Origin of the sequence: Serratia marcescens (assembly GCF_029846115.1) — a bacterium.
Taxonomy (GTDB): domain Bacteria; phylum Pseudomonadota; class Gammaproteobacteria; order Enterobacterales; family Enterobacteriaceae; genus Serratia; species Serratia marcescens_L.
In genome coordinates this window covers 1,060,257-1,083,673 of sequence record NZ_JARVZZ010000001.1, presented here as the reverse complement: position 1 = coordinate 1,083,673, position 23,417 = coordinate 1,060,257, and the positions used below count along the sequence as shown (strand labels likewise).

Sequence of the window (23,417 nt, the reverse complement as noted above, 5' to 3'; positions counted from 1 at the left end):
CCGCAGGCAAAACCAAGAAAATCGCGGGTTTCAGTCTTTTCCTAAAGCGAACAAACGCGACCCGGACACAGGGTAACAAAACTCCCCGGCGTCCGACACTCCGAATCTTTCCCCTCCCGGTTACTTGAAGTCGGCGTAAGGCGTCAGCGGCTGCGGCGGCAAATCGAGATCACCCTGCCAACCGGCCAGGGAATAGCGCAGATAAATCAACGCATGGCTCGGCGTATAGTCCTTCGCCTGTTGAATGTCGATACCGGCGCCGAGCGTCCAGTGCGAACTGAGACGGCGTTCGACGATCGCCCGCAGGGTATAACCGACGCCGCTCGAGGCGCCGCCGTCCTCAACGGCGAACTTATCGGGCAGTGAATCCGGGATCAGCCCCTGCAGCGGATAGCGGCGCTGGCTGTCGGTTTTCGAATGGGACAGCGAAACCGAACCGCCCAGCTCCCACGACCAGTTCTCGGTGCGCTGGCGATAGTTAACCGGCAGCGACAGCGACAGATATTGCTGCGGGCTGTAATAGCCGCCCTGTCCCAGCGAATAGCCGCTCAAATCCTTCTGGTAGTGCCACAGCATGGTATTGAGCCCGACGCTCAGACGACGATTGTCTTCGTTGATCAGCTTGTAGTAGTAGCCGGCCATCAACCGCTGTCGCTGGTTGTCCGCCACGTTCTTGCCGGTAATCTGGTGCGCGCTGAGATCGGCCCACACGCCGTTCGCCTCGCCGCGATCGTAGCTGGCGCTCAGGCTGACGCCGGTGGCGCGCACGCCGCCCCAGGTAATGCCGGTATTCGGGTCTTTGGCGCCGCCAAATGCCAGCAGCGAGCTGGAGATCGGCCGCCGCGAAGCCGCCAGCGTCCAGCCGATGTGGTTCCAGTCGCCGCTGTAGGCCAGGCCGCCGGTCCAGTCGACCACCTCGAAGCCCATCGGCGTCGTGCCGATATCGGCGGCCCAGCGATCGTTTTTCCAGCCGGCCGCCACGCTGGTGCCGGTGGTTTTCTGGTGTTCATCGCCGCGGCACCCTTGCGTGTTGCAGGTACCGAAAGTCTCGTAATAGTGGCCGCTGCCGTCGGTCGAGAAACGCCCGGCATCCAGCTGCACGGTGTCGGTACGCAAGAAGGCGCGTCCGTCATACAGCGGCATGTCCACCTGCAGCATGGTGTCGTGTGCATTGAAGTCGGAAATGCCGCCGGTGCCGCTCGAGCGCCAGTAATCGTGATCGAGCGTGACGTTCACGTCTTGCTGCCGGTACAGATCCGCGGCGTCGGAACGAATACCGCGTTTCAGCCAGTCGTCGTTCGGATTATTGCGCGTCAAATAGGTGTAGCTGTCATTGTCCTGCGGCAGCGTCGGCGTGATGCCGCCGGCTACCATCGCCTGGCGATAATCCTGCTGTGCCCGCTCAGGCTGTTGCTGAGCCCTTTCCAGCCGGGCGGCGTCACGGTAAACAAGCGCCTTGGTCTGCCCGACGGGCTCCGAAGCCGCCGCCGTTTTCAGTCGGTCGAAGATAGCTTCGGCCTGCTGCGGATCGCCGACCGCGCCCCAGGCGTTGGCGACACGACGTTGGCTGTTGAGCGAAGCGTCCTGCGGCTGCGGTTCGGTTTTCAGCCGCTGGCGCGCCGCGTCCAGATCCCCTTGCGCCACATAAGCTTCGATCTCGCCCAGCTGTGCATCCGGGTTGTTCGGCTCACGCCGTTTCACCCGCTGATAGTCATCCAGCGCCGCCGCATACTCCCCGCGCGCCAGCGCCCAGTCGGCCAGCAGCAAATCGAGGCGGGTGTCCGCCGGCTGACGGCGCAGATAGGCTTCCGCCGCCGGTTCGTCACCGGCCGCCCGCAGCCGTTCGGCCTGCGCGATCACCGCCTGCATTTTCAGCCGCTGCGCCAGTTCGCGCATGTTGTCGTTCCACTGCGCGGCGGGCAGCGTATTGAGCTGCGCCAGCGCCTGGTCGTCGCGATCGCTGCCGGAAAGGTAGAGCGCATAGGCGTAGGTCAGCTGCGGATTGGCACGCTGACGCTGCGCCAGCTGCCGGAACAGAGCGTCCGCCTGCTGCGGCTGCCCGGCCTGACGCAGCGCCTGCGCATAGCGATAGGTCAGCCAGACGTCGTCGGGATCCATCGACTGAGCACGGCGGTAGATGTCCGCCGCCTGCTGCCACTGCTGCTGCGCCGCCAGCGTCTCCGCCTGCTGCTTCAACATATCGAGCCGCAGTCCGTCGAGGGTGCTGCGCAGCTTGGCCTGTTGGCTACGCGGCAGGCCGTTGAGGTAGACCAGCGCTTTTTCCGGCGACTGCCGTTGATAGAGATTCACCAGGCCGCGCAGCGCGCTGCCGTTGCCGGGGTCGCGCCGCAGCGCCTGCTGATAAAATCCTTCCGCCGCGGCGTCATCCTTGCTCGCCACCGCCACATCGCCCAGGCCGATAAACGCATCACCGTCGCTGTCGTCGAGCTGGCGCGCCTGCTGATATTTCTGCCGGGCCAGCGCGAGATTGCCGGCCTTCAGCGCTTTGTCGCCCTCGTCGATCGCCAGCCAGTAGCCGGTGCTCTTGATCAGGCTTTGCCACTTGCCGCTGTCGTAGCCGTTCTTGTCGGCGGCCAGCGCCTGTCGGAACAGTTTCAGCGCCTGCGGGCGGTTGCCGGCGCGCGAATAAGCCTGGCCGAGCGCGCCCAGCACCTCGGCGTCGTTCGGCGTCGCCGCCAACGCCGTTTGCAACGTCGGAATAGCCGCCCGGCTGCCGCCTTTATCCACCTGCGCCAGGCCGCGCACCCGTGCCTGATACGCCGGATCGGCCAACAGTTTCTGCTGCCTGGCCAGCTCTTCACGGGCGCTGGTCGCCTGATCGCCGGTGTCGAACACGCCGAGGAAACGGTTGAGCGCCGCCACGCTTTGCGCGCTGACCGGTATCGCTTTGACCTTATCCAGCCACAGATCGGCGGCATCGCCGCGCCCGGCCGGATCGGCGGCGATCTTCTGCAGCAGCTCATAGGCCTGCGCGTCCTGGTTCTGACTGAACAGCATGCGCGCCAGCGACATGCGCAGCGCCACGTTGCCGGAATATTGCTGGTCCAGTGCCTGCAGCTGCTTCAACGCCTTCGCTTCCTGCCCCGGCAAGCGCGCCACCAGCCGCCAATACTCCACCGCCAACTCGAGCGTCGGCGGCTCGCCGTGGAACAGCGCATCGTACTGCGCCTTGGCCTCCGGCAACCGGCCGGCGGTCGCCATCAGGCGAGCCTGCTGCAGCTTTTGCCGGGTTTCCGGCTGCGTCAGCAGCATATTCATTTGCGCCTGGCGATAGGCGCTGGACTGCGGCGCGAGGGTTTTCAGCTTGTCCAATTGCTGCTGCGCCAGCGCCATGTTGCCCTGCCGCAGCGCCAAACGCATGCGCGCGGCGATCACGTCCGGGTTGTTCGGATCCATCAGCTCGAGCCGGTACAGCGACTGGCGCACCAGATCGTCCTTGTTGCCGGCCTCGCCAATACGCACCTGTTCCAGCAACCACTGTTCCGGCGCCACAGCCTCCGCAGCGCGCGCCTGCGGCAACATCGCCAGGCTCAGCGGAATCAAATTCAGCCAGTTTATTTTGAAGTTGTGCATTGGCCGTCCCACGAGGGTTGCAATTCACCCTGACGATTAAAGCGATAACGTTGTTGATCCCACCCCTGACCGAACAGCGTCAGCGAGGCGCTGAAATAGGCGTCGTCACCCGGCGGATGTTCGCTGATGCGTTGCCGCTGTGTCGCCAGCGCCTCGGCCTGCGTCACCAACATCGGCAGCATCGAGGCAGAAAAGCCGACCGGGCCGGTGCCGGTGGTTTTGCCGCTGGCGGTATCGGTTTTTTCCGGCGGCACGCCCTGTTTGGCGGTGAGCTGCGCCATCGGCTGGAAGCGTTCGAGCAGCGCCGCCTTGTACTCATCGTCGTCCGCCAGCATGCCGGCCCACAGATAAACCCGAATGGCGTCGTAGCTGCCGACGTTCGGCTTGACGGTATCCGGCTGCCAGCCGGCGCCGACCCGCCACACCACCCAGTCCGGTGAGAAACCGTGCGGCGCGGTGTCCAGCCACAGCCGCTGGTTGACCTGGCGCATCGCGCGCCACGGGCCGTTCAACGCCGCAAAACGCGCCAGCAGCTGCGGCGGCAGGTAGCTGGGGTTCAACCGCCAGCGATCTTCCGCCACGAACCCGACTTTGCCCGGCAACAGCATCAGGCCCAGGCCGGGAATGTCGGCCACTTCCTCGCGGCCGATGCGTTGCAGCAGCAGCGTCCCCAGGGTTTGATAACGCCGGCTTTTCCACAGGCGGCCAGCCTCGAGCAGGTTGTAAGCAATCCACAGATCGGCGTCCGACGCCGAGTTGGCGTCCAGCACCTTCCACTGCTTGTCGTCGCTCTCGCCCCACAGCCAGGCAGGCAAACGGGCGCTGAGATCGCCCGCCGCCAGGTTGTTCTCCGTCCAGGCCAGCAGCCGATCGAAGGTCGGCCGGTCGTTGGCCACCAGGGCGAAGAACAGGCCGTAACTCTGCCCCTCGGAGGTGGTGATTTTGTTCGGGCTGCTCGGATCGATCACCCGCCCCTGCGGGCTGATGTAGTACTGCTTGTACTGTTGCCAGCCCGGCCACTCGCAGGCCGCCACCGCGCTGAACGCGCACAGCAGCAGCATGCCGAGCGACAGGCGTTGCAACATCGCGCTCACCGCCGTCAATCCCGATCTTCAGGCGCCAGACGACGCCGGCTGAAGGCCTTCAGGCCGCGCCACAGCATCAGCCCCAGGATCACCACCAGCACCACCGCGATCACCGCCAGCAGCACCGGATGGGTGGAGAGGGCATACCACAGCCGCTCCCACCACGGCAGGTGGCCGACATAGTAAATATCGCCGACGCGCAGGCTGTTGACCCCCGATTCGCGGATCACCGCCACCGAGCCGAACACCGCGGCGCGCTTGCCGCTGTCCAGCAAGGCATTGTTCAGCAGCTCATAGCCGCGCGGGCTGTCCGCCAGCAGCGCCACGATGCTGCGCTGGTCGTTAAACGGCGACTGCACGCCGATGATCGCCGACATCGCCCCCTCGGAGCTGACGGTGGTCTTGCTGTCCGGTTTGGTATCTTCTGCCAGCACTTCCGCGCTAGGCAGCGGCGGCTGCCGCGTCGGCTGTTTCACCCAGCTTTGGGTCGCGTCCACCAGCAGGCTGATTTTCTTGTCGTCGCGCAGCTCCGGCGGGATGGTGCCGACCATCAGGATATCGTCGTCGCGATCCTTGGCCTGCGACCAGTCGTCGCTGAGCGTGAAGGCCAGCGCCGGGTAGCCGGTTTGCGCGCCGATCACCCCCAGCGCGTTCAGCAGCGCGCTGACCTGCGCCGGCTGCGGTTTCTGGTTCACCAACACCAGCGTTTGCGACAGATCCGCCAGGCGGCTGAACGGGAAGCCGGCGTTGGCGAAGGCGCGCAGGTCCGGCATCGCCATAAAGTGGCGGTAGCCGGAGAAATCGATGGTAGACGCGCCGTCGATCACCGCATGGTTTTGCGTGAAGGAGTAGGTTTCGCAGCGCCCTTCCGCGCCGCTGGCCAGCAGCGTGGTGTAATCGAAGTCAAAGCGCAGCTGGTTGGTGGCGCCCAGCCGCAGCGCCGGAATACTGACGTTCTTGTCGGAGTCGAGCAGCCCCTGCGTCAGCGGCAGGCGCAGCAGCTGCGCGCCCTGCTCGTGTTCCGGCACCAGCGAGTACGCCTGCACGAACTGGTTGTTCAGGCTGACGCTCAGCCGCGAACCGTCTTGAATGCGCGGCGCGGTGTAACGGTATTTCAGGTGCATGTCGATGCCGGTGCTGCGGATCAGGAACAGATCCGGCGGCAGGTTCATGGTCAGCGAAATCGGGCCGGGCTCGATGCCGCTGGTTTGCAACTGTTCGGCGTATTGCTGCAGCTCGGCGAAGGTCATCGGCCGATCGGTGCGCACCCAGTTCGGCGCGTCGTAAGGCTGGCGCGGCGCGAGCTGCTCCACCTTGTCCACCGTCACGTTCTGGCCGCGGAACAGGATGTTGCCCTGCGCGATGCCCTTCACCGCGGTGATCAAATCGTTGTCGTCACGTCCCTGAATCAGCAGCAGTTTGACGTACGGATTGTCCGGGTGGCTGATCATCTCCACCGTCGGGCCGTTGACCGCCGGATAATCGCGCAGGAAATCCGGGCGCTGCGAGTTGGTAGCGAACACCACCGCGTGCTGCGTCGGCAGCGCGTTGTACAGCGTCGGGAAGGATTGCCCGCGCCACTGTGCCTTGCTGCCAAACCAGGACGCCAGAATGCCCGCCGCGCGCTGCTGGGCCAGATCCGGCTGGCCGGCGAACACCATCGGCAACGTCAGCGGCCGATTATCGCGGCTGTCGAAGAACGGCTCAGGGAAGTGCGACAGCTCGTTTTTCACCGGCAGCGTCTGGAAACGCAGCTTCAGCGCGCTGGATTTGCTGACGTCTAGCCACAGCGAGGTGCTGGCCGGGTTTTCGCAGATGTTCTGATAATGGCCGACGAACACCAACCGGACGCGGTTAAAATCGGTGATATAGCGCGGATCGATCGCCATCTGGATGCGATTGGGCTTGCCCAGCTGCTCTTTGGCGAGGGTGGTCACACCCATCAGTTCGTCGTTCAGGTAGACCTTGACGTGCGACTCCACCGGGATCAGCGCCGGCGACGGCGTAAACTCCATATCGAGCATCGCCTGCGAGACCACTTCATCGCTGCGCACGCCGAATTCGATCTGTCCGTCCGGCCGGGTGCCGCGCAGGATAAAGGTGCCCGGCGGCGGCGCTATCTGCGCAAACGACAGCGACACGTCGCGCACCGGCGCATTCGGATCTTGCGGCGCGGCGGCCGGCGGTGGCGGGGCTGTCGTATCGGCCGCCGCGGCGATCGGCGGCTGGGCCGCCACGGTCGGCACGGTGGCGGTTTCGGCCTGCGACAGGGTACTGATGCCTAAGGCCAGAGCAGTTAACCAGGTTATTTTTCTCGTCATCGTATCATCATCAATGTTGGAGCCTGTTCACCGGGCGAGTGAGCGGGCGGTTGAACTCGCAGCTAACCCACTGTTTCTTGTTGACCCAAGGTCGGATCCCTGCCGACGCCGCGCGGAATAAACGACACTACCCAGGCGGTCAGCGACGTGACCCCGACCAGCAGACCGCGCACCAGCGGCGGCGCGTAGTCCGCCATGCGTACATACCCCCGGAAGCCCAGCGCCAGCACGTCGCGCAGACTTTCGATCGGCCGGTCTTCAGGGAACCCGTCCTGCCACAGCGCCCAGGTATCGGCGCGGGCGAAGGTGCACTGAATGAAATCGATGTGTTCACGGGTGGAGAGGTCGATCAGGCGCACCCCCACCTTGTTGCCGAAGGCGCGCGTCACCACGCAGGGGAAGCTGTACTCCTGCTGGCCGCGCTTGAGCAGCAGCGAGACTTTGTCGCCGTCTTTCAACGCGTTTTCCACCCGCATCTCAATGCCCACGCCACCGTCGGAGTAATCGCGCAGCGTGCAGGGATACAGATGGCCGTCGGCGCGCGCGATCGCTGCCGGCATGGCGATTTCCACGCGGTGTGCCTGACGCACCTGCTTGGCCTCCACCGCCACCGCCACCGCGCCGCCGAGAATCGTCATGTTGTACAGCACCCACACCAGGCTGATGATCACCGTCATCACCTCGTCCGTCGGGCCATAGGCCAACCGCCAGACGCCGAATGCCAGCCCGGCCAGGTTCAGGATCACCAGGAACATGTAAGGCCGGGTGATCACCCAGTCGACGTGCTCCTCCTCCACCAGCCCGCCCTTGGCGGTGACGTTGAATTTGCCCTTGTGCGGATTGAACAGCGCCACCGTCGTCGGCCGCGCGATATACCAGGCCAGCACGGTTTCATAGATTTCGCTCCAGAACGAATGGCGGTATTTCCCCTGGATACGCGAGTTGGTCAGGCTGGCGTGGATCATGTGCGGCAGCACATAAAGCGCGATCGCCAGCGCCGGCGCGAAGATGATGTAGGCGTGCAGCAGCAAAAACGCCAGCGGCGCGGTGAGGAAGATCAGTCGCGGAATGCCCGACAGGAAGTGCAGCATGGCGTTGGCGTAGCACAGGCGCTGCGCCAGTTTCAGCCCCTTGCCCAGCAGCGGGTTGTCCAGCCGGAAGATCTGCACCATGCCGCGCGCCCAACGAATGCGCTGGCCGATGTGCGCCGACAGGCTCTCGGTCGCCAGCCCAGCGGCCTGCGGAATGCGAATATAGGCCGAGGTGTGCCCGCGCCGGTGCAGGCGCAGCGAGGTGTGGGCGTCTTCGGTGACAGTTTCCACCGCGATGCCGCCGATCTCGTCCAGCGCGCTGCGGCGCAGAATGGCGCAAGAGCCGCAGAAGAAGGTGGCGTCCCACATGTCGTTGCCGTCCTGCACCAGCCCGTAGAACAAGGTGCCCTCGTTGGGCGTCTGGCGGAAACGGCCCAGGTTGCGCTCGAACGGATCCGGCGAGAAGAAGTGGTGCGGGGTTTGCAGCATCGCCAGCTTTTTGTCTTTGAAGAACCAGCCCATGGTCAGTTGGAGGAAGGAGCGCGTCGGCACGTGGTCGCAGTCGAAGATCGCCACGAACTCGCCGGTGGCCTGCTTCAGCGCATTGTTGATGTTGCCGGCCTTGGCGTGTTCGTGGGTCGGCCTGGCGATGTATTTCACCCCCACTTCGTCAGCGAACGCCCGGAATTCAGGGCGGTTGCCGTCGTCGAGGATATAGATGTTCACCTTCTCTTTCGGCCAGTCGATGCCTAGCGCCGCGTAGATGGTGGGCTTCACCACCCCGAGATCTTCGTTGTAAGTCGGCACCATCAGATCGATGGTCGGCCAGGTGGCGCTATCGGCGGGCAGCGGCACCGGCTGGCGGTTAAGCGGCCAGACGGTCTGGAAATAGCCCAGCACCAACACCACCCAGGCGTAGGTTTCCGCCACCAGCAGCAATAGGCCGCAGACCAGGCTGAGCGGATCGTCCCAGTTCAGGGTGGCGGTATAGCGCCACCACAGGTAGCGACAGGATACAGTCAGCGACAGCACGATCAGCATCAATCCCGGCAAGCGCCCCGGCACCCGGCGCACCACCATCGCGATCCCCCACAGCAGCAGAACGAACACGAACTGCGCCGGCAGATCGAACGGCTGCGAGATGCACAGCATGGCGAGGATCGCCGCCAGCACGCTGACCAGGATAAACAGCGCGCGCCGCATACCGCGGCTCATGCGGCCGAGGCGCTCCACCGAGCGCTGCTCCACGCCGGCGTTCTTCAGCCGTTGCGGCAGGCCTTGCAGCCCGTCGGCGTAGCGCTGCTGCAGCCGCCGCCAACCGGCGAAATAGTCGCGCTGCACCGGCGCGCGGCCGCTGCGAAACAGCAGCAGCCACAGCCCCTGCAGCAGATAACGCAGCGCATCCGCCGGGCGCGGGCGATCGGCGGACAGATGCGGGAACCAATAAGCGCGGCCGGCACGCACGCGCTGCCAGGCCGGCGATTCGAAGCGCAGCAGCAGCCAGCCCAACGCCACCAGCAGCGTGGCGAAAAAGGCGGTCAGCGCCGACGCGCCGTTGCGCCGATAGCCGCGGTAGCGAGTCTGCACCGTCTGACGCACCGGCGGCACCAGCAGCAGGCTCAGCACCCGGCTCATGGCGCAACGCCCCGTTTGAGGTTGATCAGGCACCAGTTGGCCAGCGTCAGCACTTCATCCGCCGCCAGGCTCTCGGGGCGGTACTCGCCCAACGGCTGTTTGACCGCCAGCGCTTCCGCCAACGCTTCGTCGCGGTGGATCACCACCGGCAGCAGACCGCTCAGGGTTTGCAGCCACAGCTGATGCAGATCCTGCTGCAGCTGGCTGGCGGAGGAGTAGTGATTGACCAGGAAACGGCAGTCGTTCGGCAGCGTCTGCTGATGGAGCCGCACCTGGCAGTTGGCGTCGGGGTTCAACAGCACGAACACGCTGTCGGCAAGCTGCAGCGCCTGCTGCGCCAGAACGCCGTCCCCGACCGGGACATCCAGCAGGATCCAGCGCTGCGGATCGCCGGCGATCAGTTGGCGCACGTTGTCGCGCCAGCGTTCCGGCTGCTCCCGACACTGACTCTGCACTTCCAGCCGTTCCAGCGCATTCAGGCGGCCAAAGGGCAGAAAGTCGAGGTTTTCACAATAACGCAGCGCCCCTTCCTGCCAGCGCCCGCCGTCCCGCTCTGCGCGGGCCCAGCCGCGCGCCAGCTCGAACGGCGTGTTGAAATGCAGGCGCAGCAGATTGTCCGACGTGAAATCGATCGCCAACACCGACTCGCCCAGCTGCTGCAACGCCCAGGCGAGCGCCGCCGTGACCGACGTCGTCCCCATTCCACCCCGCAACCCTTGCAGCGCGATCACCGGCATAGATCAGTGGCTCCCCGTGGTCTGCGCCAATTCGGCCAACAGTGGCCAGCGCGTCATCATTTGCGTTAACCGCTCCTGCCGCGAAATATCGACATAGCTTAATTTCGGCAATGAAAAAGCCTGACTGAGCGCCTGCAGGTCATCCTGGCTCTCCCCAGGCGCCGCTGCACGAAAATGGGTGGATGCGTTATTCATTTTTCCGCCTTGGCGAAAATAGGCTATGTTAATTAACTATAGCAACGATACAAAAAGAGAGAGGCAATAAGATGATTCTCAACAAATATTGTTGTGGAGCGTCGGAGATTTGTTATTGCCAGAGCAAAAATGACTATCTTTAAATATAAACGCCTTTAGTCGGCTTTCAACGAAAGTAGAACACATCCTATGGCGCACTCTTTTTCTCTAGGCATTCGGCAGATTTGGGAAGAGCTGTCGGTGATGCAGGCCCCCGGGCTGTATTGGATCAATATCGACAGGCAAAGCGACGCCGCGCTGCTGTGTCGCCAGGTCATCGCCGCCCAGCCGGCCACCCACAAAGTCGCCCTGATCTGCAGCGGCGATAAACCCGATCGCTTGCTGGCCGAGCTGGCTTCGCCTGCTTTGCAGAAACTGCCGCTGTATCAATTACCGGAGAAAAAAGCCGCGCTGACGCAGCTGAGCGACGATCTGATGCGCGCCCTGCGGCCGCAAAATCGCTTACTTATCCTGCTGGCCCACGCCAGCCTGTGGCAAACCTTCACCACCGAAGAGCTGCGCGAGTGGACCCGCGCCCTCGCCGCGTGGCTGCGGCGGCAAGGGTGTACGCTGTTGATCCTCAGCCACGGCGGCGGCATCAATAAGCTCAAGGGGCAGCTCAGCGCGCAGCATCGCATCCTGAACGGCCTGTCCAGCCTGCAATGGCAGCAGGACAGCGCGCAATACCTGGTGAACTGGTGGAGCACCGAAAACGGCATCAACGCCAATCAGCTGCTGACGCTGTACGCCGCAGCAGGCGTTTGGCAGGGCGAGGATGAAAATAGCCAACCCTCCCCCACCGCCTTGCGCAGCGACGAAGGCCTGTATCTGGCCGAGCGCAGCATCCTGGAAGGCGCGCCGCCGCTGTCCGCCAACTGGCAGCTGCTGGAGAACAACGACGAACTGGCGCAACACGGCATGTTGAGGCTCTCGGCGACGTTGATTTTCGCGTTGTACCAAAGCGACCAAATCGATCACCTGGCGCACCAGATCCACACCCTGCGCCGCAGCCGCGGGAGTGGCCTGAAAATCGCGGTGCGCGAGATGAGCGCCAGCCTGCGCTACAGCGACGAACGCCTGCTGCTGGCCTGCGGCGCCAACCTTATCGTGCCGCACGTTGCGCCGCTGTCGCGTTTTCTGACCATGCTCGAGGGCATTCAGGGGCAGCGCTTCTCACGCCATGTGCCCGCCGACATCGATGCGCTGCTGGCCGGCTTGCGCCCGCTGCAGCTCAAAGGCTATATGCGGCCGGAACCGTTCAGTCAGGCGGTGCTGTCGCTGATGGGCAACACGCTGCTGCCCGAGGACGGCAAAGGGGTGATGGTGGCGCTGCGGCCGGCCACCGGCCTGCGCGCCGAACAGGCGATGACCCTGTGCCACCTGCGGCGTTTCGGCGACGTGATGACCGTGGTGCAGGGGCGGCTGGTGCTGTTCCTCTCCACCTGCCGCATCAACGATTTGGATACCGCGCTGAAGTTCATTTTCCGCCTGCCGGTGGATGAAGCCTTCAGCAACCGGGTGGTATGGCACCAGGACGTCGATATCATTTCGGAAATCAAACGCATGGCCCAGGGCCGCTGGCAGATTTCGGCCACCGGCACCGCCGGCGCCACGCCGCGCCCCAGCGTGAAAGCGGCCGAGGTGCCCGCAGAACGGCGGCAGCCGGTCGCCCTCACGCTGCCGCTCGGCCCGCAGGAGACCCCGCATGCTGAACCTTAACGACATCGTGCAACTGATCCTGCTGTGCGCGCTGATCTTCATTCCGCTGGGCTACGCCTTTCACCGGCGTTTTCCGCATTTGCGTCAATACTGGCAAAACCTGTTGTTATCGCCGCGCTATTTGAAATCCGCCGGTTTATGGGTGCGCACAGGCTCCTCATCTCAGATTAAACGTAAGAAGCAGCCATGAATCCAAACTCGAAGACGCAACCCGATAACGCTCTGTGGCGCTACTGGCGTGGGCTGGGCGGTTGGAACCTCTATTTTCTGGCCAAATTCGGCCTGCTGTGGTTCGGCTACCTGAACTTCCACGCGCTGCCGAACCTGGTGTTCATGGCGTTTCTGCTGATGCCGATCCCGTCGCAGCGCCTGCACCGCTGGCGTCACTACCTCGCTATCCCGATCGGCATCGCGCTGTTCTACCACGACACCTGGCTGCCGGGCATCAACAGCATTCTCAGCCAGGGTTCGCAGCTGGCCGGCTTCAGCGCCCAATATCTGCTGGAGCTGATCAACCGCTTTATCAACTGGCAGATGGTCGGCGCCGCCTTCGTGCTGCTTATCGCCTACCTGTTCGTCGCGCAGTGGGTGCGCGTCACGGTGTTCACCGTGGCGGCGCTGGTGTGGCTCAATATCGTCAACATCGCCGGGCCGGCGGTCTCACTGCTGCCCGCCCCCTCCACGGCCTCAGCCAGCGGCGCCAATACGCCGGCCACGTCGGCGCCGGCGGCGGGAGACGCTGCGCCGGCAGACAGCCTGCCGCCGACCAGCGCCAACCTGACGGCCTACCTGAATCAGTTCTACGAGCGGGAAAAAGGTCGCGCTACCGCGTTCCCGGCCACCTTGCCCGCCGACGCCCAGCCGTTCGATCTGCTGGTGATCAACATCTGTTCGCTGGCCTGGGCCGATATGGACGCGGTCAACCTGCAGAATCACCCGCTGTGGTCGAAAATGGACATCATGTTCGACAGCTTCAACTCGGCCACCGCCTACAGCGGCCCGGCGGCCATCCGTTTGCTGCGCGCCAGCTGCGGCCAGCTTTCGCATCACGATCTGTATCAGCCGGTGAACCAGCAGTGTTACCTGTTCGACAACCTGGCGAAGCTCGGCTTCAAGGAACAGCTGATGCTCGATCACTCCGGGGTATTCGGCAACTTCCTGAAAGAACTGCGTGAACAGGGCGACATGCAGGCGCCGCTGATGTCGCAGGCCGGCGTCGGCAACGAGCTGACGTCGTTCGACGGCGAGCCGATTTATAACGATCTCGAATTGCTGACCCGCTGGCTGGATCAGCAGCAAAAAGGCGGTGACGGCCGCACAGCCACCTTCTTCAACATCATTCCGCTGCACGACGGCAACCGCTTCGTCGGCTCCAACAAGAGCGCCGACTATCGGCCGCGCGCCCAGAAGCTGTTCGATCAGCTGAACACCTTCCTCGAGCAACTGGAGAAATCCGGCCGCAAAGTGGTGGTGGTGATCGTGCCGGAACACGGCGCGGCGTTGGTGGGCGACAAGATGCAGATGTCTGGCCTGCGCGATATTCCCAGCCCGAACATCACCCATACGCCGGTCGGCATCAAACTGGTGGGCATGAAGGCGCCGCATCAGGGCAGCCCTCTGCAGATCAAAACGCCGAGCAGCTATCTGGCGCTGTCTGAACTGGTGTCGCGCCTGGTGGACGGCAAGGTCTTCAGCGAATCCAGCGTCGACTGGCAGGCGCTGACCCAGGGGCTGCCGCAGACCCCGGTCATCTCCGAAAACGACAACGCCATCGTGATGCAGTATCAGGGCAAGCCCTACATTCGCCTGAACGGCGGCGACTGGGTGCCTTATCCGCAATAAACGCGGCCTCATCCACCCAAAGCACGCCGCCGGCGTGCTTTTTTATTGGGCTACTTATAATAAAACAGTGAAGCCGCTCGACCGATAGAATGCTATTAACAACAAGTCGTTAAATTCTATTATTCGATTATTATTCTCATGCGAAGATTCTTAAAAAAATAACATTTATCAGGATTTAATTAGGAAATTAATTAAAACAACGGACTATGGCGCCCTCTACTTATTAACCCTTTGATTGAATAATAAAAAACGCCGGCGTGAAGCCGGCGTGAATTTAAGCGGTGACGTTCGGCACCTTACGCCCCCGGATGTTCGTCCTGATCGACCGCAAAGCAGGCCACCATCTGCTCGCCGTACTGTTTCAGCTGCGGCTGCAGCTGCACGCAGGTGCCGAAGGCGCGGCGGCAGCGGGCGTTGAACGCACAGCCCGGCGGCGGGTTCATCGGGCTGGGCAGTTCGCCGGTCAGCTTGATACGCTCGCGGCGCATATCCGGGTTCAATCGCGGCGTTGCCGACAGCAGTACCTGAGTGTACGGATGGCGCGGATTGTTGAAGATCGCCTCTTTGCTGCCCTTTTCCACACAGCGGCCGAGGTACATCACCATCACCTCGTCGGCGATGTGCTCCACCACCGACAGATCGTGCGAGATGAACACATAGGACAGCCCCAGCTCCTGCTGCAGATCCATCATCAGGTTCAGCACCTGAGCGCGCACCGACACGTCCAACGCCGACACCGGCTCATCGGCGATCACCACGTCCGGGTTCAGCATCAGCCCGCGGGCGATGGCGATACGCTGACGCTGGCCGCCGGAAAACATGTGCGGGTAGCGGTCGTAATGCTCGGTCTTCAGGCCGACCTTCGCCATCATCTCCAGCGCTTTTTCCCGCCGTTCGGCGGCGCTGAGCGAGGTATTGATCAACAGCGGCTCCTCGAGGATCTGCCCGACCTTCTTGCGCGGGTTGAGCGAACCGTAAGGATTCTGGAACACGATTTGGATCTTCTGGCGGCGCAGTTTCTCGGCTGAGACGTCCGGCTTCAGCAGATCTTGCCCCTGATAGTACAGCTCGCCGCCGGTCGGCACTTCGATCATCGTCAGCAGACGGCCGAGCGTCGATTTGCCACAGCCCGACTCGCCGACCACTGCCAGCGTTTTGCCACGCTCCAGGGTGAAGGAGACGCCGTCCAGCGCCTTGACCAGCCGCTCCGGCGCGAACAGGCCCTTTTTCACCGGGTAATGCTTCTTCAGGTCAATCGCCTGCAGTAAAGGTTGATTCTGGCTCATACGGTCGGCCTCCCCGCATCATCCAGCGGTGTGTGACATTTAACCTGACGGCCGGGAATGCTGCGCAGTTCCGGCTCCTCGTTGCGGCAGCGCTCGTTGGCGTAGGGACAACGCGGGTTGAGCAGGCAGCCGGTCGGGCGATCGTATTTGCCCGGCACCACGCCCGGCAGCGAAGCCAGCCGCGCCTTGTCGGCGGCGAACTCCGGCAGCGCGCGCAGCAGCGCCTGGGTGTACGGGTGGCGCGGCGCGCGGAAAATCTCCGCCGCCTTGCCGGATTCCACCACCTGGCCGGCGTACATCACGATGATGTGGTGTGCGGCTTCCGCCACCAGCGCCAGATCGTGAGTGATCAGCAACAGCGCCATGTTTTCACGCTGCTGCAGGTCCAGCAGCAGTTCGATGATCTGCGCCTGGATGGTCACGTCGAGCGCGGTCGTCGGCTCATCGGCGATCAACAGCTTCGGCCGACAGGCGATGGCCATGGCGATCATCACGCGCTGGCTCATGCCGCCGGAAAGCTGGTGCGGGTACACGTCCAGCCGCGAGGCCGGATCGGGAATGCCCACCTGGGTCAGCAGGTCGATAGCGCGCTGGCGGCGAGTGCGGCGGTTGCCGCCCTGATGCACCTTCAGCGCCTCCATGATCTGGTAACCGACGGTATAGCACGGGTTCAGGCTGGTCATCGGATCCTGGAAGATCATCGCCACTTCGGAGCCCACCAGCTGGCGGCGCTCTTTTTCGGAGATCTTGCGCAGATCCTGGCCGTTGAACTCCAGTTTGTCGGCCATCACCTTGCCGGGGAAATCGATCAGGCCCATGATCGCCAGCGAGCTGACGGATTTGCCGGAGCCGGATTCACCGACAATGCCGACCACCTGACCTTGCTCCACGCTGTAACTGATACGGTCTACCGCGCGGAACGGGGTGCCTTCGTCACCGAAGTGCACCGAAAGCTTGTCTACATTCAATAACGCCATCTCTCTCGTCCTCTGTTACTGCTTGAGTTTGGGGTCGAGAGCGTCACGCAAACCGTCCCCCATCAGGTTGAATGCCAGCACCGTCAGCAGGATCGCCACGCCGGGGAAGGTCACCACCCACCAGGCGCTTTGCGCGAACTGCAGCACGTCGGAGAGCATGGTGCCCCACTCCGGCGTCGGCGGCTGCGCGCCCATGCCCAGAAAGCCGAGAGCGGCCATGTCCAGAATGGCGTTCGAGAAACCGAGAGAAGCCTGCACGATCAAAGGCGCCAGGCAGTTAGGCAGAATATTGACGAACATCTGGCGCAGCGCGCCGGCACCCGCCACCCGCGAAGCGGTGACGTAGTCGCGGTTCACCTCCACCAGCACCGCTGCGCGCGTCAGACGCACATAGTGCGGCAGGGCGACGAAGGTCAGCGCCAGCGAGGCGTTGACGATCGACGGCCCGAACACCGCCACCAGCACCAGCGCCAGCAGCAGGCTCGGCAGGGCCAGCATGATGTCGACGACGCGCATGATAATCGCGTCCACCACGCCGCCGAAGTAACCGGCCAGCAGGCCGAATATCACGCCCATGATCAGCGACAGCACCACCACCAGGCAGCCGACCAGCAGCGACAGGCGCGCACCGTACATCAGGCGCGACAGCACGTCGCGGCCCACGTCGTCGGTGCCGAGAAGATATTGCCAGCTGCCGCCCTCTTGCCACACCGGCGGCTTGAGCAGCGCGTCGCGGAACTGGTCCGCCGGCGCATGCGGCGCCAGCACCCCGGCGCCGAGCGCGATCACCAGCATCAGAACGATATACACCAGGCCGACCACGGCCCCTTTATTGCGCTTGAAATAGTGCCAGAACTCCTGAAACGGGGTCATCGGCTTCGGCGCACCTTTAACTGCAGACTCAGTGATTTGAGACATGAGAGCGCCCCTTATTTCTTGTGGCGAATACGCGGGTTGACCACGCCGTAGAGCACGTCTACCAGCAGGTTAACCAGAATGATCATACAGGCGACCAGCAACACCCCGCCCTGCACCACCGGGTAATCGCGGCGCTGCAGCGCGTCGATCAGCCAGCGGCCCAGTCCCGGCCAGGAGAAGATGGTTTCGGTCAGAATGGCGCCGGCCAGCATGGTGCCGACCTGCAGCCCGATCACCGTCACTACCGGCAGCAGCGCGTTGCGCAGCGCGTGAACGACGATCACCCGCATGCGGCTCACGCCCTTGGCGCGGGCGGTGCGGATGTAGTCTTCACCCAACACCTCCAGCATCGAGGAGCGGGTCATGCGCACGATCACCGCCAGCGGAATGGTGCCCAGTACGATGGCCGGCAGGATCATGTGCATCACCGCGTCGATAAAGTCGCCCTGCTCGCCCCAGATCAGGGTGTCTATCAGCATAAAGCCGGTCAGCGGCTGGCTGTCGTCGAGGAATACCGTGTCGCTGATGCGCCCCGACACCGGCGTCAGGTTAAGCTGCACCGACACCAGCATGATCAGCATCATGCCCCACCAGAAAATCGGCATCGAATAGCCGGTCAGCGAGATGCCCACCGCGGTATGATCGAAGACCGAGCCGCGTTTGACCGCCGCCAGCACTCCGACCGGGATGCCTACCAGCACCGCGAAAAGCATCGCGCAGAAGCCCAGCTCCAGCGTGGCCTGAAAGCGCGGAACGAACTCGCTCCAGACGGAGATGCGGCTTTTGAGTGAGGTGCCCAGATCGCCGTGCAGCACGTTGGACACATAGGAGAAATATTGTTGATAGAGCGGCTTGTCCAGCCCCATTTCCGCCATCAGCTGCGCGTGGCGCTCGGCGGAGATACCGCGTTCCCCGGCCATGATGGTCACCGGGTCGCCGGGGATCATATGGACGAATGCAAAAGTCAGCAATGTAATGCCGATAAACGTTGGGATAACTAACCCCAAACGTCGGAGTATGAACTGCAACATATCCCGAACTCTCTGTATCAATGCCCGGCAGCTCATCGTCCGCCAGGCTTATTAACGCTCACATGCCTTTGAACGATTCGACGGCCATACGCCGGAGACTGGTCAGCAGGGGCGCAAACCTGTTGCGCCCCTGCAAGTCCATTCGTGCGTCTCCGGTAAAGCGGTCGAAATCAGTCTACAGAGACATTCTCGAAGTGATGCTTACCGAGTGGATCCACGACGTAGCCTTTCACTTCCTTACGCACAGGCTCGTACACGGTGGAGTGTGCGACAATCAGAGCCGGAGCCTGATCGTGCATCACCACCTGCGCCTGCTTGTACAGTTCGATACGCTTGTCGTGGTTGGATTCGGCGCGCGCCGGTTGAATCAGATCTTCAAACGGCTTGTAGCACCAGCGGGAGTAGTTGGAGCCGTCTTTCGCCGCCGCGCAGCTGAACAGCGTGGCGAAGAAGTTATCCGGATCCCCGTTGTCGCCGGTCCAGCCCATCATCACCGTCTGATGCTCGCCCGCTTTGGCGCGCTTGAGGTATTCACCCCACTCATAGGTCACGATTTTGGCTTTCACGCCGATCTTGGCCCAGTCGGCCTGGATCATTTCCGCCATGCGGCGCGCGTTCGGGTTGTATGGGCGCTGTACCGGCATCGCCCACAGGTCGATGCTGAAACCGTCGGCCATGCCCGCTTCTTTCAGCAGTGCTTTCGCCTTGGCCGGATCGTAAGCGTAATCCTGCACCGCGTCGTTATAGCCCCACATGGTCGGCGGGATCAGGTTCTTGGCCGCCTGGCCCGCGCCCTGATAAACCGCGTCGATGATCGCCTGCTTGTTGACCGCCATGGTCAACGCCTGGCGCACCTTCAGGTTATCCAGCGGCTTTTTCTCGACGTTGAACGACAGGTAGCCCACGTTCAGGCCCGGCTGTTCCATCAGGTTGATGGACTTGTCTTGCTTCATGCGGGCGATATCGGCCGGGTTCGGGTACGGCATCACCTGGCATTCATTTTTCTGCAGTTTGGCGTAGCGCACGGAGGCGTCAGGCGTGATGGAGAACACCAGGCGATCGATCTTCGGCTTGGTGCCCCAGAAACCGTCGAATGCCTTGTACAGGATCTTGGAGTCTTTCTGGTATTGCAGCAGCTGGAACGGGCCGGTGCCGATCGGGTTCAGGTCGACTTTCTCCGGCGTGCCGGCTTTCATCATCACGTCGGCGTATTCGGCGGACAGGATGGACGCGAAGTCCATACCCAGGTCAGCCAGGAACGGCGCCTCCGGGCGGTTCAGCACGAAGCGCACGGTGTTGTCGTCCACTTTTTCAATCTTGGCGATCAGCTTAGGCATGTCCATGCCTTCAAAGTATTCGTAGCTGCCGCCGGACACTTTGTGGTAAGCGTTGTTCGCATCCAACTGGCGCTCAAAGGAGAACACCACGTCGTCGGCGTTGAAATCGCGCGTCGGTTTGAAGTCTTTGTTGCTCTGCCACTTCACGCCTTTGCGCAGGTGGAAGGTGTAGGTTTTGCCGTCTTCGCTGACGTCCCACTTCTCAGCCAGGCCCGGCTGCAGTTCGGTGGTGCCGATTTTGAATTCGACCAGGCGGTTGTAGATCGGTACCGAGCTGGCGTCATAGGTGGTGCCGGAGGTAAACAGCTGCGGGTTGAACCCTTCCGGGGAACCTTCAGAACAGTAAACCAACGTCTTGGCCTGTACGCTGGCCGCTACGGTCAACGCGATCAGCCCAATACCGAATTTCAGAATCCCCGATTTACCCAAGGAACGTGTCATCGTTAGTGCTCCATTGTGTGATGTGATGTGTGTAATTGCCGCCAGACCTGTATTTTTTATTGCGTGGCCTGTGCGATCGGCGCCCGAAGGCAGAAGGCGTACGAGGAGAGAATGCCGGATGGAACGCATCGCGGCGGGGACGTCTGAGCGCGTGGAATTCACTCAAACAACTCTCGCTCTTACCCCTGAGGCTATCAAGTTGCCAACTGTTTGGGGTGTCGTCAATATAACCAGTGGGGATTTACGCAGACTGTGAGAAACAGCAAACAAACATAAAAAAAACCTTTTGTTAACAGTTACAGCATGAAAATTTATGCTAAGCGGTCATTTTTAGCGCATTGGTCTGACCCTCACAAACTTACTGGTTTTTAACTCCGTTAAAAAACGCCAAAACTTTGTTGCTGAATGATGAATATCTGAACGGTTATTTTTGTGATCGCCGTTAAAGACAGGAGGAAATGCTGAGGGATTACCCAAAAGGGTGAGTCCGATGAGCGCGTTTTGCGCCGGGCAGGCCCACAATCTGTGCGGCGTAAAAAAACTTTCGGCGGCGAAAAAGCCGGGGGCGAAAGGATATCCCCCGGCAACGCACTGCAACCGATTATTGAACGCCGGCGCTGTTACCCAGGCTGGCGTTCATGCTGTTGAGAATATCGCCGTTGTCCGCGTCGATCTCCCAGGAGAACAGGCCGCCCAACTGCTTATCCAACACGTACTTGCCTTTGGCCTGCACCGAGCGGACATCGTCGAAGGTGATCAGATCGCCGGTGGACGGTTTGAACACGTAAGGCGCTTCCGCCGTGGCGTCGTAGGTGTACTGCCACTCGCCGCTCATGAACTGGCTGGCGATTTGGCGGTAGTCCACGATGCCGTTCTCCCAGGTGCCTTTAACCGGCCCGGTGGCGGTGCCGGTGAACGGAATGTTGTTCTGGTAGCCGTTCACCCCGGTCCAGCCACGGCCATACATGGCGGTGCCGACGACGATTTTGCCCGGCTTGACGCCCTGCGTCAGCAGCGCATTCACGCCGTTCACCGTGGTGTAGGCGGTGTCCGGTTTCCAGGCCGGCGCATTCAGCGCGGTCTGATGCCCCAGGTTCTTCAGATCGAAGGCGCCATAGAAGTCGTAGCTCATCAGGAAGATGTGATCCATCGAGTTCTGCGCGACGTTGTAAGCCACCTTGTCGATCTTGTCCTTACCGGCGCTGATGGCGGAGGTCAGCTCATACTTGCGGCCGGTTTCCGCCGACAGCTGATCCAGCATCGCCCGCAGCTCCTTCATCAACAGCACATAGGTTTCCCCGTCCTGCGGGCTGCCCAGGTTCGGGTTGGCGCCGTTGCCGCCCGGGAACTCCCAGTCGATATCCACGCCATCGAAGAACTTCCAGGTCTGCAGGAACTCTTTCACCGAACCGACGAAGCGATCGCGCTTCACCTTGTCGCCCATGAAGAAGAACGGGTCGGACAGCGTCCAGCCGCCGATCGACGGCAGGATTTTCAGGTCAGGATGCGCCTGCTTCAGCGCCATCAGCTGGCCGAAGTTGCCCTTGTAGGGGTCATCCCAGGCGGTCACGCCCTTCTGCGCTTTTTGCAGCGCGGCGAACGGATCGTGGATCGAGACTTTGAAGTCCTCGCGGCCCTGGCAGGAGCGCTGCAATGCCTGGAAGCTGCCTTCGATCTCTTTCAGGCTGTCGTTGATGCCGTTGCCGCCGCAGATCGGGATAAAGCCGTACAGCAGGTGGGTCAGGTTTTGCGCCGGGATCTTGTCGACGGTGAAATTGCGCCCGTAAACGCCCCACTCGACGAAATAAGAACCGACCACTTTGCCGGAGTTCTGTTTATACGGTTTATTCTTTTCCAGCAGCGGCTCTTTCAACGGCGCCAAATGGCTGCCGTCGGTGTCGGCCACCACAATTTCGGTGGCGTCGCTGGCGGTGCAGCCGTCGGCATTGCACAGTGCCACCTGCATTTGATAACGGCCGCCTTTATTGACTTTAAAATTCGCCGTACCGGAAGAACCGGTTGAAGGACCACTCCACGCCTCTTTGCCATTTAATAAAATTTTTGCCGTCGTGCCGGTGTCGCCATTCCATAAATTCCAGGATACCGAAACGTCGGCGGCATTTTTTACCTTCACCAGATTATTATAAGCGGTGGCCGCCTGATCGACTTCGACGATGGCGAACTTGGTGTTGCCCCAGGCGATGGTCGGCTTGCCCGGCGCAGCGGCCTGCGCCGCGGAACACAGCGTGCTGCCGATCAACAGCGCCAACAGCGGTTTATTAAATTTGCGCATAACTGATTCCTTTATTCCGAGAGGATAAACATAAAAGAGTTAATCGACGCCACGCATTGCCGGAGCGAAATGATTCCGCAATAATCCACGAAGATTAACATTAATAAATAGTCACGGTATTTTCCACGCGGCGGGAATAACATATCCCGCGTTGTCCATTCAGACTATAGGTAAAAAAAACGTGAAAACAAGAGCGCTATCAACCGGGTTTTATTCGGCAAGCATGAATTTATTTAAATATGAGAAAAAGAACCTAATGGGAATAAGGAGTGTGAATTAATTAAGCGTAAAGGATAAATATATTTCACGAGGACGGTGGATTGACGCGCGCCACAAAGCGAGGCCGGCAATGTCGGAGGAGGTGCTCATCCTCATAAACGACGGACGAAAAAAAACCTGCTTTAAAAGCAGGTTTTTCGAATGGTGGTCGGCGAGAGAGGATTACGCGCATCGTTGATGCGCGCCCTGCGGGCCGTTGCCAAAGCAACGTTGTCTCGCTTCGCGAGGCTCGAACCTCCTGCGGAGGTACTCATCCTCATAAACGACAGGCGAAAAAAAACCTGCTTTAAAAGCAGGTTTTTCGAATGGTGGTCGGCGAGAGAGGATTACGCGCATCGTTGATGCGCGCCCTGCGGGCCGTTGCCAAAGCAACGTTGTCTCGCTTCGCGAGGCTCGAACCTCCTGCGGAGGTACTCATCCTCATAAACGACAGGCGAAAAAAAACCTGCTTTAAAAGCAGGTTTTTCGAATGGTGGTCGGCGAGAGAGGATTCGAACCTCCGACCCACTGGTCCCAAACCAGTTGCGCTACCAAGCTGCGCTACTCGCCGATGCGGGGCGCATCTTACTGCTGGCGGTTATAGGCGTCAATCACTTTTTTGCCCCTGCATTTCAAGTGGTGATAAAAGCGCCATAATGCGCTGCGCCGGGGGCTGCG

At 61.8% G+C, this 23,417-nt stretch carries 15 protein-coding genes, 1 tRNA gene and 2 other RNA genes; 3 read left to right on the top strand and 15 right to left on the bottom strand.

The window, feature by feature from the left end; all coding sequences use genetic code 11:
* Positions 1 to 120: 120 nt before the first annotated feature.
* The 6 genes from bcsC to bcsR all read right to left on the bottom strand — a co-directional run bounded on the left by bcsC (position 121) and on the right by bcsR (position 10,598).
* Entirely contained in the window at positions 121 to 3,594 is a 3,474-nt protein-coding gene (bcsC, locus tag QDT79_RS04990; protein WP_308316251.1) for a cellulose synthase complex outer membrane protein BcsC, read from the bottom strand.
* Positions 3,576 to 4,688, bottom strand: a complete 1,113-nt coding sequence (bcsZ, locus tag QDT79_RS04985; protein ID WP_063989197.1) for a cellulose synthase complex periplasmic endoglucanase BcsZ — start codon at positions 4,686 to 4,688, stop codon at positions 3,576 to 3,578. Before bcsZ ends, bcsC begins: the two co-directional genes overlap by 19 nt.
* Before the next feature lie 5 nt (positions 4,689 to 4,693).
* Positions 4,694 to 7,000 (bottom strand): cellulose biosynthesis cyclic di-GMP-binding regulatory protein BcsB, encoded by a 2,307-nt coding sequence (gene bcsB / locus QDT79_RS04980; protein WP_130017542.1) that lies wholly within the window; start codon positions 6,998 to 7,000, stop codon positions 4,694 to 4,696.
* A gap of 62 nt (positions 7,001 to 7,062) precedes the next feature.
* A complete protein-coding gene (gene bcsA, locus QDT79_RS04975; RefSeq protein ID WP_308316250.1) occupies positions 7,063 to 9,666 on the bottom strand; it encodes a UDP-forming cellulose synthase catalytic subunit in 2,604 nt (867 codons plus the stop codon).
* The gene (bcsQ, locus tag QDT79_RS04970) at positions 9,663 to 10,403 is read right to left on the bottom strand and encodes a cellulose biosynthesis protein BcsQ (protein ID WP_063989102.1); all 741 of its coding nucleotides are present in this window, start codon (positions 10,401 to 10,403) and stop codon (positions 9,663 to 9,665) included. Before bcsQ ends, bcsA begins: the two co-directional genes overlap by 4 nt.
* A 3-nt stretch (positions 10,404 to 10,406) precedes the next feature.
* Entirely contained in the window at positions 10,407 to 10,598 is a 192-nt protein-coding gene (gene bcsR / locus QDT79_RS04965; protein WP_063989103.1) for a cellulose biosynthesis protein BcsR, read from the bottom strand.
* A gap of 189 nt (positions 10,599 to 10,787) precedes the next feature.
* On the opposite strand from bcsR, the gene bcsE reads away from it, so the two are divergent.
* From bcsE to bcsG, 3 genes are read left to right on the top strand one after another with little or no spacing between them, the layout of a single operon-like run.
* Entirely contained in the window at positions 10,788 to 12,356 is a 1,569-nt protein-coding gene (bcsE, locus tag QDT79_RS04960; protein ID WP_107227502.1) for a cellulose biosynthesis protein BcsE, read from the top strand.
* Positions 12,343 to 12,546, top strand: a complete 204-nt coding sequence (bcsF, locus tag QDT79_RS04955) for a cellulose biosynthesis protein BcsF (RefSeq protein WP_004934139.1) — start codon at positions 12,343 to 12,345, stop codon at positions 12,544 to 12,546. Before bcsE ends, bcsF begins: the two co-directional genes overlap by 14 nt.
* A complete protein-coding gene (gene bcsG / locus QDT79_RS04950; RefSeq protein ID WP_308316249.1) occupies positions 12,543 to 14,198 on the top strand; it encodes a cellulose biosynthesis protein BcsG in 1,656 nt (551 codons plus the stop codon). Before bcsF ends, bcsG begins: the two co-directional genes overlap by 4 nt.
* Before the next feature lie 296 nt (positions 14,199 to 14,494).
* Here the strand turns inward: bcsG and dppF are convergent, their stop codons facing one another.
* The 9 genes from dppF to QDT79_RS04905 all read right to left on the bottom strand — a co-directional run bounded on the left by dppF (position 14,495) and on the right by QDT79_RS04905 (position 23,310).
* Positions 14,495 to 15,484: a dipeptide ABC transporter ATP-binding subunit DppF gene (gene dppF, locus QDT79_RS04945; protein WP_308316248.1), complete on the bottom strand. Its 990-nt coding sequence runs from the start codon at positions 15,482 to 15,484 to the stop codon at positions 14,495 to 14,497.
* On the bottom strand, positions 15,481 to 16,461 hold the full coding sequence (dppD, locus tag QDT79_RS04940) for a dipeptide ABC transporter ATP-binding protein (RefSeq protein ID WP_004934132.1): 981 nt from the start codon (positions 16,459 to 16,461) through the stop codon (positions 15,481 to 15,483). The genes dppF and dppD overlap by 4 nt, the downstream gene beginning before the upstream one ends.
* Positions 16,462 to 16,476: 15 nt before the next feature.
* Positions 16,477 to 17,379, bottom strand: a complete 903-nt coding sequence (gene dppC / locus QDT79_RS04935) for a dipeptide ABC transporter permease DppC (RefSeq protein ID WP_063989106.1) — start codon at positions 17,377 to 17,379, stop codon at positions 16,477 to 16,479.
* Between the two features lie 11 nt (positions 17,380 to 17,390).
* Entirely contained in the window at positions 17,391 to 18,410 is a 1,020-nt protein-coding gene (gene dppB, locus QDT79_RS04930) for a dipeptide ABC transporter permease DppB (RefSeq protein WP_149559655.1), read from the bottom strand.
* Between the two features lie 170 nt (positions 18,411 to 18,580).
* The gene (gene dppA, locus QDT79_RS04925; RefSeq protein WP_107227504.1) at positions 18,581 to 20,188 is read right to left on the bottom strand and encodes a dipeptide ABC transporter periplasmic-binding protein DppA; all 1,608 of its coding nucleotides are present in this window, start codon (positions 20,186 to 20,188) and stop codon (positions 18,581 to 18,583) included.
* Positions 20,189 to 20,789: 601 nt separating this feature from the next.
* The gene (chiA, locus tag QDT79_RS04920; protein WP_308316247.1) at positions 20,790 to 22,481 is read right to left on the bottom strand and encodes a chitinase ChiA; all 1,692 of its coding nucleotides are present in this window, start codon (positions 22,479 to 22,481) and stop codon (positions 20,790 to 20,792) included.
* Positions 22,482 to 22,905: 424 nt separating this feature from the next.
* A non-coding RNA gene (locus QDT79_RS04915) (RtT sRNA) lies at positions 22,906 to 23,034 on the bottom strand.
* A gap of 35 nt (positions 23,035 to 23,069) precedes the next feature.
* A non-coding RNA gene (locus tag QDT79_RS04910) (RtT sRNA) lies at positions 23,070 to 23,198 on the bottom strand.
* A 35-nt stretch (positions 23,199 to 23,233) separates the two neighbouring features.
* A tRNA-Pro gene (locus tag QDT79_RS04905) sits at positions 23,234 to 23,310 on the bottom strand.
* Positions 23,311 to 23,417: the final 107 nt, after the last annotated feature.

Excerpts from the sequence above, each read along its gene's own strand:
- bcsC (WP_308316251.1), bottom strand. The coding sequence starts at position 3,594 with ATGCACAACTTCAAAATAAACTGGCTGAATTTGATTCCGCTGAGCCTG.
- bcsB (WP_130017542.1), bottom strand. The coding sequence starts at position 7,000 with ATGACGAGAAAAATAACCTGGTTAACTGCTCTGGCCTTAGGCATCAGT.
- bcsA (WP_308316250.1), bottom strand. The coding sequence starts at position 9,666 with ATGAGCCGGGTGCTGAGCCTGCTGCTGGTGCCGCCGGTGCGTCAGACG.
- bcsQ (WP_063989102.1), bottom strand. The coding sequence starts at position 10,403 with ATGCCGGTGATCGCGCTGCAAGGGTTGCGGGGTGGAATGGGGACGACG.
- bcsR (WP_063989103.1), bottom strand. The coding sequence starts at position 10,598 with ATGAATAACGCATCCACCCATTTTCGTGCAGCGGCGCCTGGGGAGAGC.
- bcsE (WP_107227502.1), top strand. The coding sequence starts at position 10,788 with ATGGCGCACTCTTTTTCTCTAGGCATTCGGCAGATTTGGGAAGAGCTG.
- bcsF (WP_004934139.1), top strand. The coding sequence starts at position 12,343 with ATGCTGAACCTTAACGACATCGTGCAACTGATCCTGCTGTGCGCGCTG.
- bcsG (WP_308316249.1), top strand. The coding sequence starts at position 12,543 with ATGAATCCAAACTCGAAGACGCAACCCGATAACGCTCTGTGGCGCTAC.
- dppF (WP_308316248.1), bottom strand. The coding sequence starts at position 15,484 with ATGAGCCAGAATCAACCTTTACTGCAGGCGATTGACCTGAAGAAGCAT.
- dppD (WP_004934132.1), bottom strand. The coding sequence starts at position 16,461 with ATGGCGTTATTGAATGTAGACAAGCTTTCGGTGCACTTCGGTGACGAA.
- dppC (WP_063989106.1), bottom strand. The coding sequence starts at position 17,379 with ATGTCTCAAATCACTGAGTCTGCAGTTAAAGGTGCGCCGAAGCCGATG.
- dppB (WP_149559655.1), bottom strand. The coding sequence starts at position 18,410 with ATGTTGCAGTTCATACTCCGACGTTTGGGGTTAGTTATCCCAACGTTT.
- dppA (WP_107227504.1), bottom strand. The coding sequence starts at position 20,188 with ATGACACGTTCCTTGGGTAAATCGGGGATTCTGAAATTCGGTATTGGG.
- chiA (WP_308316247.1), bottom strand. The coding sequence starts at position 22,481 with ATGCGCAAATTTAATAAACCGCTGTTGGCGCTGTTGATCGGCAGCACG.